Origin of the sequence: Methylibium sp. T29 (genome assembly GCF_000576205.1) — a bacterium.
In the GTDB taxonomy this organism is placed as follows: Bacteria; Pseudomonadota; Gammaproteobacteria; order Burkholderiales; family Burkholderiaceae_C; genus Methylibium; species Methylibium petroleiphilum.
Genome location: NZ_AZND01000007.1, coordinates 18045 through 30567, shown reverse-complemented (window position 1 = coordinate 30567; position 12523 = coordinate 18045). Strand labels below are relative to the sequence as shown.

The 12523-nt window shown below is 69.8% G+C and carries 9 protein-coding genes and 5 pseudogenes; 8 read left to right on the top strand and 6 right to left on the bottom strand.

The features are described 5' to 3' along the window. Positions 1 to 22 precede the first annotated feature (22 nt). The gene (locus tag x551_RS02470; protein ID WP_081771185.1) at positions 23 to 1873 is read left to right on the top strand and encodes a proline--tRNA ligase; all 1851 of its coding nucleotides are present in this window, start codon (positions 23 to 25) and stop codon (positions 1871 to 1873) included. Beyond that, a complete protein-coding gene (locus tag x551_RS02465) occupies positions 1767 to 2387 on the top strand; it encodes a lytic transglycosylase domain-containing protein (RefSeq protein WP_011828118.1) in 621 nt (206 codons plus the stop codon). The genes x551_RS02470 and x551_RS02465 overlap by 107 nt, the downstream gene beginning before the upstream one ends. Before the next feature lie 13 nt (positions 2388 to 2400). Here the strand turns inward: x551_RS02465 and x551_RS02460 are convergent, their stop codons facing one another. The 6 genes and pseudogenes from x551_RS02460 to hemA all read right to left on the bottom strand — a co-directional run bounded on the left by x551_RS02460 (position 2401) and on the right by hemA (position 7649). Then, positions 2401 to 2964, bottom strand: coding sequence for a UbiX family flavin prenyltransferase (locus tag x551_RS02460; protein ID WP_036229617.1), 564 nt, complete (start codon positions 2962 to 2964; stop codon positions 2401 to 2403). 79 nt (positions 2965 to 3043) lie between these two features. After that, a pseudogene (gene grxD / locus x551_RS02455) lies at positions 3044 to 3375 on the bottom strand (Grx4 family monothiol glutaredoxin). 90 nt (positions 3376 to 3465) lie between these two features. Further along, entirely contained in the window at positions 3466 to 4155 is a 690-nt protein-coding gene (locus x551_RS02450) for a hypothetical protein (protein WP_036229620.1), read from the bottom strand. Positions 4156 to 4332: 177 nt separating this feature from the next. Next, positions 4333 to 5171: pseudogene (gene prmC / locus x551_RS02445) on the bottom strand (peptide chain release factor N(5)-glutamine methyltransferase). Positions 5172 to 5173: 2 nt separating this feature from the next. Further along, positions 5174 to 6252 (bottom strand): annotated as a pseudogene (gene prfA, locus x551_RS23215) (peptide chain release factor 1). Positions 6253 to 6318: 66 nt separating this feature from the next. Further along, positions 6319 to 7649, bottom strand: a pseudogene (gene hemA, locus x551_RS02430) (glutamyl-tRNA reductase). Positions 7650 to 7765: 116 nt separating this feature from the next. Here hemA and x551_RS02425 point away from each other — a divergent pair. From x551_RS02425 to bioF, 6 genes and pseudogenes are all read left to right on the top strand, one after another. After that, complete coding sequence (locus x551_RS02425) at positions 7766 to 8041, top strand: hypothetical protein (protein ID WP_036229630.1); 276 nt, start codon at positions 7766 to 7768, stop codon at positions 8039 to 8041. A 10-nt stretch (positions 8042 to 8051) separates the two neighbouring features. After that, a pseudogene (queE, locus tag x551_RS02420) lies at positions 8052 to 8686 on the top strand (7-carboxy-7-deazaguanine synthase). Between the two features lie 146 nt (positions 8687 to 8832). Then, entirely contained in the window at positions 8833 to 9222 is a 390-nt protein-coding gene (locus x551_RS02415; protein ID WP_011828127.1) for a 6-carboxytetrahydropterin synthase, read from the top strand. Then, a complete protein-coding gene (bioA, locus tag x551_RS02410) occupies positions 9219 to 10550 on the top strand; it encodes an adenosylmethionine--8-amino-7-oxononanoate transaminase (protein WP_036229632.1) in 1332 nt (443 codons plus the stop codon). The genes x551_RS02415 and bioA overlap by 4 nt, the downstream gene beginning before the upstream one ends. Further along, positions 10547 to 11260: a dethiobiotin synthase gene (bioD, locus tag x551_RS02405; RefSeq protein ID WP_036229634.1), complete on the top strand. Its 714-nt coding sequence runs from the start codon at positions 10547 to 10549 to the stop codon at positions 11258 to 11260. The genes bioA and bioD overlap by 4 nt, the downstream gene beginning before the upstream one ends. Continuing rightward, the gene (bioF, locus tag x551_RS02400) at positions 11250 to 12518 is read left to right on the top strand and encodes an 8-amino-7-oxononanoate synthase (RefSeq protein WP_253950275.1); all 1269 of its coding nucleotides are present in this window, start codon (positions 11250 to 11252) and stop codon (positions 12516 to 12518) included. The genes bioD and bioF overlap by 11 nt, the downstream gene beginning before the upstream one ends. Positions 12519 to 12523: the final 5 nt, after the last annotated feature.

Below are 12523 nucleotides of genomic sequence, written 5' to 3'. Positions count from 1 at the left end.
CTCGCATGCCCCGGCCGACGCCATGAAAGCCTCCCAGTTCTTCGTCTCCACCTTGAAAGAAGCACCGGCCGATGCCGAGATCACGAGCCACAAGCTGATGATGCGCGCCGGCATGATCAAGCGGCTCGGAGCCGGCATCTACAGCTACATGCCGATGGGGCTGCGCGTGATCCGCAAGGTCGAGGCGATCATCCGCGAGGAAATGAACCGGGCGGGCGCCGTCGAACTGCTGATGCCCGTGGTGCAGCCGGCCGAGCTGTGGCAGGAGACCGGTCGCTTCGAGAAGATGGGGCCCGAGCTGATGCGCGTGAAGGACCGCCACGACCGCGACTTCATCATCCAGCCGACCAGCGAGGAGGTCGTCACCGACATCGCGCGGCAGGAACTGCGCAGCTACCGTCAGCTGCCGAAGAATTTCTATCACATCCAGACCAAGTTCCGTGACGAGCGACGGCCGCGCTTCGGCGTGATGCGCGGGCGCGAGTTCACCATGAAGGATGCCTACTCCTTCGACCGTGATGAAGCGGCTGCCGGCAGGAGCTACGACGCGATGTACGCTGCCTACGGACGCATCTTCGACCGTTTCGGCCTCAGCTACCGTGCGGTGGCGGCCGACACCGGCGCGATCGGTGGCGACCGCTCGCACGAGTTCCAGGTCATCGCCGAGACGGGTGAGGATGCGATCGTCTACTGCCCGACCAGCGATTACGCGGCCAACATCGAGCTGGCCGAGTGTCTGCCGCTCGCCGCGCAACGGCCGGTGCCGATTCAGCCGCTGACCAAGACGCCGACGCCCGGCAAGGCGACCTGCGCCGATGTGGCGGCCCTGCTGAATCTGCCGCTGACGCAGACAGTGAAATCGCTGGTGCTGGCGACTGACGATCGCAATGACGGCGGCGACATCGTCAAGACCACCGTCTGGCTGCTGCTGGTGCGGGGCGATCATGAGCTCAATGAGGTCAAGGCCGGCAAGCTGCCAGGCCTGAAGGCGGGCTTTCGCTTCGCGACCGTCGGTGAGATCGATGCGCACTTCGGCTGCAAGCCGGGCTACCTGGGACCGATCGGCCTGAAGCAGCCGGTGCGTGTGATCGCCGACCGGACGGTGGCGCACATGGGCGACTTCGTCTGCGGCGCCAACGACGCCGACTTCCACTACACCGGCGTCAACTGGGGCCGCGACCTGCCCGAGCCCGACCTCGTGGCCGACATCCGCAATGCCGTCGTGGGCGACCCTTCGCCGGACGGCAAGGGCGTGCTGGCGATCCAGCGTGGTATCGAGGTCGGCCACGTGTTCTACCTCGGCACCAAGTACAGCGCCGCGATGAACGCCACCTACCTCGATGAGACCGGTAAGCCGCGGCTGATGGAGATGGGCTGCTACGGCATCGGCGTCACGCGCATCCTCGGCGCGGCGATCGAGCAGCGCCACGACGCGCGAGGCATCGTGTGGCCGACCGCGATCGCGCCCTTCGAGGTGGTCATCTGCCCGATCGGTTACGACCGTTCGGCCGAGGTCAGGCAGGCCGCCGACACTCTGCACGACGAACTGCAGGCACTCGGCATGGACGTGATGCTCGACGACCGCGGTGAGCGTCCCGGTGCCATGTTCGCCGATTGGGAACTGATCGGCATTCCGCAGCGCGTGGTGATCTCGGACCGCGGGCTGAAGGAGGGGCAGGTCGAGTTGCAGGGCCGGCAGGAGGCCGAGGCCGGCAAGCTGGCAGTCGCGAGGTGGTCGCGCAGTTGCGTGCGCGCTTGCGCGACTGATGCAGGGCACCCGCCGGCTCGTCCTGTTCGCTGGCCTGGGCCTCGCCGCAGGCCTGTCGCCCGCGCCGGCCCGTGCCGGATCGCAGATCGAGGAGCCTCTGGCTGATGCGGTGCGCACCGCGCTGTCCGCGGCGGTCTCTCGCGGGGCACCGCCGCGCCCGAGCTTCGCCAGCACCGAGGAACGGCTCGCCTACCTGCGTTGGCTTGGTGCGATGAGCCAGCGTTTGCAGAAGCGCAAGGCCGAACACCTCACGCGCGTCGAGTTCCTCGAAACCCTCTGGTATGAAAGCCGCCGCGCCGGACTCGATCCGGGGCTGGTACTGGGGTTGGTGGAAGTCGAGAGTGGCTTTCGCAAGTACGCGGTGTCGGTGGCCGGCGCGCGCGGTTACATGCAGGTGATGCCGTTCTGGATGCGAACCATCGGCGATGGCGACGTCGGCCGTCTGTTCCATCTGCAGACCAACTTGCGCTTCGGCTGCGTGATCCTGCGGCATTACCTCGACCGCGAGCGCGGTGACCTGTACCTCGCGCTGGGCCGCTACAACGGCAGTCGCGGCCGCCCCGAGTATCCGAACGCCGTGTTCGCCGCGCGCAAGCGGTGGGAATACAAGCCCGGCTGAGCGGCTCCGAACCTCAGAGACCCGACCACGCCCTGGGCGTCGCGGCGTCGAGCCCCAGCAGGCCGAGCACTCGTTCCACCGTGTCGTCGACCAGCTCGTCGATGCTCGCCGGCCGGTGGTAGAAGGCCGGCAACGGTGGGAACACGATGCCGCCCATCTCGGACACCGCGGTCATGTTGCGCAGATGTGCCAGGTTGAACGGTGTTTCGCGCACCAGCAGCAGAAGCCGGCGTCGCTCCTTCAGCGTCACGTCGGCAGCGCGCGTCAGCAGGTTGTCGCCGAAGCCATGCGCAATGGCGGCCAGCGACTTCATCGAACACGGCGCGATGACCATGGCCGCGGTCGCGAAGCTGCCGCTGGCGATGCAGGCGCCAATGTCACCGGGCGCATGCGCGTGATCGGCCAGCGCTTCTAGCGCCTGCCGGTCCAGGCCGAGTTCGTGATGCACGTTCAGCACGCCGGCCGGCGTCACGACGAGGTGCGTCTCGGCGCCCAGCGCGCGAGCGCGTGCCAACAAGCGTGTGCCGTAGACCGCGCCGGTCGCTCCGGTGATGCCGACCACGAGGCGTCGGGTCATGTGCTGTACCTTCAGGTGAAGGGTCGTCCTGCGAGGCAGGACGACGGCGGCCAGGACGGTGGCCGTGCGGAGCGGGGCCTCAGGCCTGGGTGCTCAACAGCGGCTGCAGTTCACCGGACTGGTACATCTCGGCCATGATGTCCGAGCCACCGACGAACTCGCCGTTCACATACAACTGCGGGATCGTGGGCCAGTTGGCGTAGTCTTGATGCCCTGGCGGATGCCGTCGTCCTCGAGCACGTTCACCGTGGCCAGGTCGGTGACGCCGCAGGCCTTCAGGATCTGCACGGCGCGGCCCGAGAAGCCGCACATCGGAAACTGCGCGCTGCCCTTCATGAACAGCACCACGCGGTGGGACTTGACCAACTGGTCGATGCGCTGCTGGACGTCGGAGGAGGTGGTCTGGGTCATGATGGCTCGCGGCAAGAATTCGGAAACAGCCGCGGTTATACGGCAAAGCGGGCCGCTGTCGGCCGCCGCCGCGGCAAATCCCCACCCGGGTCAGAATGAGTATGAGGCGCCGAGTTGCAGCAACGGACTCAGTTGCAGATCGCGCAGGCTGTCGCTCAGGCCCTGTTGGCCGAAGCGCACGGCCGAGCGCGGTTGCAGCGCCACCAGACCGACGTCGGCGCTGAAGCCCCAGCCGCCACCGGTGGCGCGCAAGGACTGCAGCCCGGTGTAACCCACGCCCACATAAGGCACCGAACTGTTGCCCTCCTCCGTGCCCAGCCCTGGGTTCGCGAGGCTGAAGTTGCGTCGCACCGCGCTGAAGCTGCCGCTCAATGCCGTCAGGCCTGACGGCAGCGAGGACCATGCTGCGCTACGCGGTCCGTAGATCAGCCCGCCGGTGGCACGCAGCCCACCGCTGTAGCCTGCGCCGGCGATGCCTCGCTGAAAAAAGTAATAGTCGCCGAACAGGCTCAGACTCTGTTGCGGACGTTCCCCGCCGTAGGCGGTGATGGTGTCCAGCCCCGGGTCGTAGCGCCCGCCGGCCAAGGCCGCTGGGCTGCCGCTGATGAGTCCGAGCCGGCCTTGCCAACGGGGCCAGATACTGTCGCTGCCGCGCAGTCCGAGGCCACCGGCGTGGGGGGAGGACGTGATGGGTTCGCCGCTCCAGGCGGGCGTGACGCCCGCCGCCATCACGAAGACCAGGGGCAGTGTCGGGCGGAACAAGGTGCGGCACACAGGCATGGCGAGCTCCTCGGGCAGACCGGGAAAGCGCCGGGCATTGCATCCGGGCCTTCCGAAAATCGATCCTACGCCGCTGCGACGGTTTGTGGGATCGGGGTCGTCGGATCGCAACAGGCACGCACGTGGCGGTGCGATCTTTCGCACGGTCCGCGCACCGGGGCCGGGGCCCTCCCAGGCTCAGTCGCGGCAGCGACCGCCCGAGCAGCGTGGCTGGCCGCCCAGGTCATGCCGGATGGCGATGTGCTCGAAGCCCGCCACGCCGAGCAAAGCCTGGACCGCCTCGGCTTGGTCATAGCCGTGCTCGATCAGCAGCCAGCCGCCCGCTGTCAGGAAGCTCGCGGCGCTCGCAACGATGTGACGGATCGCTGCCAAGCCGTCAGGTCCGGAGGTGAGCGCACGCTGCGGTTCATGTGTCAGGGCATCGAGGTGGCAGTCGCCATCGGCGATGTAGGGCGGATTGCTGACGATCAGCGCGAATCGGCGGCCTTCGAGGGCCGAGAACCAGTCGCTGAGCCGCCATTCGACCGCCAAGCCAAGTCTGCCGCCGTTCCGCTCGGCGACCGCGAGGGCGTCCGAGCTGGCGTCCACGGCGGTCACACGGCACGTGGGGCGTCGCGCGGCCAGCGCCAGCGCGATCGCGCCGCTTCCCGTGCCAAGGTCGGCCACGGCAGTCTCGACATTGCAGGGCAGCAGCTCGAGCGCCCATTCCACCAGGGTCTCGGTATCGGCGCGGGGGATCAGGACATCGGGCGTCACCTCCAGCTCAGGCCGAAGAACTCCTTCTCGCCCAGCACATAGGCCAAGGGTTCGCCAGCAGCGCGGCGCGCCAGCAAGGCGTCGTAGTGACGGGCTGCCTGGGGATCGAGAGCCTCGTCCGCGTGCGCCAGCAGCCAGCTGCGGGGGCGTGCGAGAACCGCGCTGAGCAGGCACTGCGCGTCGAGCCGGTCGATGCCGCGCTCGCGGGCCGCCAGCAGCGCGGCGGCGACGCTGTCGGGGGGCGGCACTGGGCAGCTCATCCTCAGCCGATTTCCAGCTCGGCCAGCAACTCGGCCTCGCGCGCCGCTACCAGCGCCTTCACGACCGGGTCGAGGTCACCGTCCATGATTGCGCCGAGCTGGTAGAGCGTGAGGTTGATGCGGTGGTCGGTGAGTCGCCCTTGCGGGAAGTTGTAGGTGCGGATGCGGTCACTGCGGTCGCCGCTGCCGATCAGGCTCTTGCGTGTGGCTGCTTCCCTGGCTTGCCGCTCCAGCCGGTCCTTGTCGCGCAGGCGGGCTGCGAGCACCGCCATGGCCTTGGCCTTGTTGCGGTGTTGCGAGCGGTCGTCCTGGCATTCGGCCACCAGCCCGGTCGGAAGGTGGGTGATGCGCACGGCCGAGTCGGTCTTGTTGACGTGCTGCCCGCCGGCCCCGCTGGCGCGGTAGGTGTCGATGCGCAGGTCGGCCGGATTCAGCGTCACCTCCTGCGCTTCGTCGGGCTCGGCCAGCACGGCGACGGTGCAGGCGCTGGTGTGGATGCGGCCCTGCGTCTCGGTAGCGGGCACGCGCTGCACGCGGTGGCCGCCGGATTCGTATTTCAGGTGACCGAACACCGCGTCGCCCTCGATGCGCGCCACGACCTCCTTGTAGCCGCCCAGCTCGCTGTCGCTCGCCGACAGCAGCTCGACGCGCCAGCCTTGCGCTCGGCGTAGCGGGTGTACATCCGCAGCAGGTCGCCGGCGAACAGGGCCGATTCATCGCCGCCGGTGCCGGCGCGGATCTCCAGGAACACCGAGCGCGCATCGTCCGGGTCTCGCGGCAACAGCAGGCGCTGCAGCTCGGTGGCCAGGCGATCGAGCTCGGCCTGCGCGCTCGCGGCTTCCTCCGCGGCCATGGCGGCCAGCTCCGGGTCCGAGGCCATTTCCGCGGCGGCCGCCAGGTCGCGCTCACGCTGGGCGTGGCGGCGCTGGCGCTCGACGATGCCCGACACCTCGACGTGTTCGCGGCTCAGAGCCCGGAAGCCGCCGGCGTCCCGCATCACCGCGGGATCGGCGAGCAGCGAATCGAGCTCGGCGAGACGGCGGACGTAGCGGTCGAGTTGCAGGCGCAGGGCGGGTTTCATCGGTGGGCAGGGGAGCGCCAGACCGGCAGCCGCTGCGGCTCCCGGTAGCCGGCAACGGCCGGCGGGCTACACCCCGTCGAGATGATCGTCTTCGCGGGGCCCGCTGGGCCGCACCGCGTCGGGCGGGATCGCCCCGCGCAGGAACAGGCGCGACACTGTGGTGGCGAGCTGAGCACGCTGGGTCGGGTCCGAGGCATGCAGCTCGGCCAGCGTGCCGTGCAGCATCTTCTGCGTGAGCCCGCGTGACAGCGCGTCGAGCACGGCGTCGACGCTTTCGCCGCGGGCCAGCAGCTTGCGCGCGCGCACCAGTTCGTTCTCGCGCCAGCTGTCGGCCTGGGCGTTCAGCGCCTGGATCAGCGGCACCGTGCCCCGCTGACCCAGCCAGTGCACGAAGCTCTGCACGCCGGTCTCGATGATGGCCTCGGCCTGCGCCACGGCAGCCAGACGCTTCTCGCCGCCGCTCTGGACGATGGCCGACAGGTCATCGACGGTGTACAGGTAGACGTCGTCGAGCCGCGCCACCTCGGGCTCGATGTCGCGCGGCACGGCCAGGTCGACCATGAAGATCGGGCGGTGGCGTCGCACTTTCAGCGCGCGCTCGACCGCGCCCAGGCCGATCAGCGGCAGTGAGCTGGCGGTACAGGAGACCACCGCGTCGAACTCGTGAAGCCGCTGCGGCAGATCCGACAGCCGGATCGATTCGGCACCGAAGCGCGAGGCCAGTCGCTCGCCGCGTTCCAACGTGCGATTGGCCACCGCCATGCGGGCCGGTGCCCGCGCGGAGAAATGCGTGGCGGCCAACTCGATCATCTCGCCGGCGCCGACGAACAGCACGCGGATCTCGCGCAGATCCTCGAACAACTGCGCGGCTAGGCGCACGGCCGCCGCCGCCATGCTGATGGAGTGGGTGCCGATCTCGGTGGCCGTCCGCACTTCCTTCGCCACCGCGAAGCTGCGCTGGAACAGCTGGTGCAAGGTGCTGCCCAGGGTGCCGGCGGCGTCGGCCTCGCGCACCGCCTGCTTCATCTGACCCAGGATCTGAGGTTCGCCCAGCACCATGGAGTCCAGTCCGCTGGCCACGCGGAAGGCGTGGCGGGCCGCCTCGCCCCCCTCCAGCATGTAGCGTGGTGGCTCAGCGTGTCGGCGCCGACGCCGCCCACCCCGGCCAGCCACTCGAGCGCCGGGCGCACCAGTTGCGGCTCGGCGGCGCAATACAGCTCGGTGCGGTTGCAGGTCGAGAGGATGGCGGCCTCGGGCGTGCCGGGGCGTTGCCCTGTGGTCAGGCGTTCGCGAAATCCTTGCAGCGTGGGAGCCAGTTGTTCGAGCGTGAACGCAAAACGACCGCGCAAATCCACAGGCGCGGTCGTGTGGTTCAGGCCCAGGGCAAACACTGACATGGCCTGATTATAAAATTGATGTCGACTTCAACGGCCGTACTTACCAGCAGTTCGAGCGCCATCGGCGCCTTCTGCAACGGCCAGCGGCCCCGGCTCTGATGCCGCCCGCACACCCCATGACCGCGCTTGACGCCCTGACCCATCTGCTCAACTTCGTGCTGCCGGCCCTTCTCCTCGGGGGCTTGGCCGCGGGCCTGGCGAAGCTGGTGTGGTTCCGTGCACTGAAATCCGTGCCGTTGCGGCGGTTGGCCGGCTGGGCCAGCGCGGCTGCCACGGCGGCCCTGGTCGGCGGATTGCTGCTGACGGGCCGCGACGGCGCGATGCTGACCTACGGCGCCATGGTGTTGGCTTGTGCCGCGGCGCTGGGTTGGGCCGGCTGGGGCCGGCATTGAGGCGCAACCGATGACTTACTCGGTCAAGGAAGTCTTCTATACCTTCAGGGAGAAGGCAGCCATGCCGGCCGCCCGGCGGTGTTCTGCCGCTTCGCCGGCTGCAACCTGTGGAGCGGGCGCGAGGCGGACCGGGCCGATGCGGTCTGCCGCTTCTGCGATACCGAGTTCGTCGGTACCGACGGCACCGGCGGCGGCAAGTTCACCATCGCCGAATCGCTCGCATCGCATGTGGCGGCGCATTGGCCCGTGGGCGATGCGGGTCCCCGCTTCGTCGTGCTGACTGGTGGTGAACCCCTGCTGCAGGTCGATGCCGCGTTGATCGACGCGCTGCACGCACAGCGCTTCGAGATCGCGGTCGAGACCAACGGCAGCGTGCCGGCGCCGCCCGGCATCGACTGGCTCTGCGTCAGTCCGAAGGCTGGTGCGCCGCTGCTGCAGCGCTCGGGCCAGGAGCTGAAGGTGGTGGTGCCGCAGGACGGCATCGATCTCGGTGAACTCGACGCACTCGATTTCGCGCAGCGCCGCGTGCAGCCGATGGACGGTCCCGATCTGGCCGCCAACACCGACTGGGCCGTGCGCTGGTGCCTGGCGCATCCACGCTGGCAGCTCAGCTTGCAAACCCACAAACTTCTCGGCATCCGCTGAACATATGAATCACTCCCGTTGCGGCTATGCCGCTTCCCCTCGAGGGGGAGCCGCTGGGGCGGCCCGGCAGAGCCGGTCCGCGGCGGCTGCTCGGACCTTGCCGCCTCGTGCGTCGCGGGTGGCGCAGAGCGCAATGGACCTCTGAGATGTTCGAACTGAGCCAGTCCTTCTATTTCGAGTCGGCGCACACGCTTCGCCGCCAGGTCGAGCGCAACGAGGCCGACGGCAGCCGGCGTGTCCACGGCCACACCTACACGGCCGAGGTCACCGTCCGTGGCGAGGCCGATCCTGCCACCGGCATGGTGGTGGACCTGGCGCTGCTGCGTTCCGCCATCGCCACGGTGCGTGAGCAGCTCGACCATCACTTTCTCGACGAGGTGCCCGGCCTGGGGCTGCCGACGCTGGAGAACCTGTGCCGCTTCATCCACGAGCGGCTGCTGACCACGGTGCCGGCGATCGCCAGCGTCAGCGTCGGGCGGCAGAGCAGTGGGGACCGCTGTACCTTCCGGCCGGTGCTCGCGGATCGCCGGCGATGACGCGCGGACCCGACACCCTGGCCGAGCGCAGCCGGCGCGCGGTCTGGCACCCCTGCACGCAGATGAAGCGCCACGAGCGCGAGCCGCTGCTGGCGATCGCACGCGCGCAGGGACCGTGGCTGTTCGACACCGACGGGCATCGCTACCTCGACGCTGTCAGTTCCTGGTGGGTCAACCTGTTCGGCCACGGCCACCCTCAGCTGCGGGACGCACTGGCCGAGCAGCTGGCGACGCTCGACCACGTGATGCTCGCCGGCCTGACGCACGAGCCGGTGGTCGAGCTCTCGGAGCGCCTCGCCGCGCTGACCGGCCTGGGCCACGCCTTCTATGCCAGCGACGGCGCCTCGGCCACCGAGATCGCACTGAAGATGAGCGCGCACAGCTGGCGCAACCGCGGCCGGCCGCAGAAGTGCGAGTTCGTCGGACTGGCCGGCGGCTATCACGGTGAGACCGTGGGTGCGCTGTCGGTCACCGACATCGCGCTGTTCCGCGAAGCCTATGCGCCGCTGGTGCGCCTGAGTGCCGCGCTGCCGTCACCGGACACGCGTCATGCCGCGCCGGGCGAGGACGCCGTGGCCCACGCCCGGCACTGTGCGGCGACGCTCGAGGCCTATCTGGATCGGCACCACGAGCGCACCGCAGCGCTGATCGTCGAGCCGCTGGTGCAGTGCGCTGCCGGCTTCGGCATGCACGACCCCGAGTACCTGCGGCTGGCGCGCGCGCTGTGCGACCGCTACCAGGTGCACCTGATCTGCGACGAGATCGCGGTCGGCTTCGGCCGCACCGGCACGCTGTTCGCGCACCAGCAGGCCGGCATCCGGCCCGACTTCATCTGCCTGTCCAAGGGCCTGACCGGCGGCACGCTGCCGCTGTCGGCGGTGTTGACGACCGACGCGGTCTACGAGGCCTTCTACGATGACCTGGCGTCGCGCGGCTTCCTGCATTCGCACTCCTACACCGGCAATCCGCTGGCCTGCCGCGCGGCGTTGACCGTGCTCGATCTGTTCGAGCAGCCGATCGAAGGCGAGCCGGTGCTGGCGCACAACCGCCGCACCGCCGCGCGACTGACCGCGCTGTGCGAGCCGCTGAACGCCCACCCGCGCGTGCGCGCGGTGCGCCAGCTCGGCATGCTGTGGGCCTGGGACATCGACGACGACGGCGTGGCGGGTTTCTCCAGCGCCTACCACCTCGCGGCGCGTGAGCAGGGCCTGCTGCTGCGACCGATAGGCAACACGCTGTACTTCATGCCGCCCTATGTGCTGGACGACGGGGCGCTGGAGCAACTGGCCGGCGGTGCGCTGCGCGCGCTCGAGGTCGCGCTGGCATGACGGCACAGCAGACACCCGCCGCGCGCGGCTGGTTCGTGACCGGCACCGACACCGGGGTCGGCAAGACCCGCGCGAGCGTCGCGCTGCTGCGGGCGCTGCGCGCGCGACACGCGCGCTGTGTCGGCATGAAGCCGGTCGCGGCAGGCACCGAGCCGGCGCCCGATGGCGGCGAGCGAGAGAACGAGGATGTGCTGGCGCTGCGTGCCGCGGGCACGGCACGCGTGGCCGCTGCGCTCGACAACCCGGTGCGTCTCCACGACGCGATGTCGCCGCACCTCGCCGCGCGGCGCGCCGGCCGAACGATCGAGATCGAACCGCTGGTCGCGGCCTACCGCGCGCTGGCCGCGCAAGCCGATGCGGTGGTGGTCGAAGGCGCAGGAGGCTTTCTCGTGCCGTTGTCCGACACGCTGACCGGTGCCGACCTCGCCGCGGCGCTCGGCCTGCCGGTGATCCTCGTCGTCGGCCTGCGCCTGGGGTGCCTGAACCACGCGCTGTTGACGCGTGACGCGATCCGGCAACGTGGCCTGCCACTGGCCGGCTGGATCGTCAGCCGGCTCGATCCCGCGATGCCGGAGCAGGACGCCAACGTCGACTACCTGCGCCGGCAGCTCGATGCACCCCTGTTGGCCGACTGGCCCTGGCAGCCCGATGCCGACCCGGGCACGCTGCTGTTGCAACTTCCCCCTGAGCCAGTTCTCGATGCCGCCTGACATCCACGACGTTTTCGTGTCGGCGCTCGCCGCGCTCGACACGCAGCAACTGCGCCGCCACCGCCGCGTGGTCTCGGCGCTCGACGGCGCGATGGTGCAGGCCGACACGCAGCCGCGCCTCGCCTTTGCCGGCAACGACTACCTCGGCCTGTCGCAGCACCCGGCACTGATCGAGGCCGCCCGGCAGGGCGCGGCGCGCTATGGTGTCGGTGCGACAGCCTCGCCGCTGATCTGCGGTCACAGCCCGGCGCACGAGGCGCTGGAGCAGGAGCTGGCGCGTTTCGTCGGTCTGCCGCGCGCGCTGTACTTCTACGCGGGCTACGCGGCCAATGCCGGTGCGATCCCGGCGCTGGTCGAGCGCGGCGATGCATTGATCTCCGATGCCCTGAACCACGCCTGCCTGATCGACGGCGCCCGCCTGTCGCGGGCCGACCTCACGGTCTACCCGCACAATGACCTGGCGGCGCTGGAGCGGGCGCTGGTCGCGACGCGTGGCGCGCGCCGGCGGCTCGTCGTGGCCGACGCGGTGTTCAGCATGGACGGCGACCTGGCGCCGCTGCCGGAGATGCTCGCCCTGTGCGAGCGCCATGACGCCTGGCTCTACGTCGACGACGCCCACGGTTTCGGCGTGCTCGGTGAGGGCGGGCGCGGAAGCCTGTCGCACTGGCGCGTGCCGACCGACGCGATGTCGTCACGCTTGATCTACATGGCCACGCTGGGCAAGGCCGCCGGCGTTGCGGGGGCCTTCATCGCCGGCGCACCCGCCGTGATCGAGTGGCTGGTGCAGAAGGCACGCACCTTCTTCTTCGCCACCGGTGCGCCGCCCATGATCGCCGAGGCGCTGCGCGCCAGCCTGCAGGTCATCGAGTCGGAAGGCTGGCGGCGCGAAAGGCTGCTGCAGCTGCGCACGCGCCTGGCTTGCGGACTGGCCGCGCTGCCTTGGCCGGCGCCTGCTTCGCAAAGCGCCATCCAGCCGCTGCTGCTGGGCGACAACGGCACGGCGCTGCGGGTGATGGCCGCGCTCGATGCCCAGGGCATCTGGGTGCCGGCGATCCGCCCGCCCACGGTGCCGGACGGCACCGCGCGCCTGCGCATCTCGATGTCGGCCGCTCACACGCCGGATGACGTGGATCGTCTGTGCGCCGCGCTGCTCGCGGCCAGCGCCCGGCCCCTGTCTGAGCTGCCCGTTTCGCGGGGTGAGCCGCGCCGCTGCGCACGGCGCTTCGCACAATCAAGGCATCGCATCGCAGCACCGTGATGCAG

Excerpts from the sequence above, each read along its gene's own strand:
- x551_RS02450 (WP_036229620.1), bottom strand. The coding sequence starts at position 4,155 with ATGCCTGTGTGCCGCACCTTGTTCCGCCCGACACTGCCCCTGGTCTTC.
- x551_RS02470 (WP_081771185.1), top strand. The coding sequence starts at position 23 with ATGAAAGCCTCCCAGTTCTTCGTCTCCACCTTGAAAGAAGCACCGGCC.
- bioD (WP_036229634.1), top strand. The coding sequence starts at position 10,547 with ATGACGGCACAGCAGACACCCGCCGCGCGCGGCTGGTTCGTGACCGGC.
- x551_RS02460 (WP_036229617.1), bottom strand. The coding sequence starts at position 2,964 with ATGACCCGACGCCTCGTGGTCGGCATCACCGGAGCGACCGGCGCGGTC.
- x551_RS02465 (WP_011828118.1), top strand. The coding sequence starts at position 1,767 with ATGCAGGGCACCCGCCGGCTCGTCCTGTTCGCTGGCCTGGGCCTCGCC.
- x551_RS02425 (WP_036229630.1), top strand. The coding sequence starts at position 7,766 with ATGACCGCGCTTGACGCCCTGACCCATCTGCTCAACTTCGTGCTGCCG.
- bioF (WP_253950275.1), top strand. The coding sequence starts at position 11,250 with ATGCCGCCTGACATCCACGACGTTTTCGTGTCGGCGCTCGCCGCGCTC.
- x551_RS02415 (WP_011828127.1), top strand. The coding sequence starts at position 8,833 with ATGTTCGAACTGAGCCAGTCCTTCTATTTCGAGTCGGCGCACACGCTT.
- bioA (WP_036229632.1), top strand. The coding sequence starts at position 9,219 with ATGACGCGCGGACCCGACACCCTGGCCGAGCGCAGCCGGCGCGCGGTC.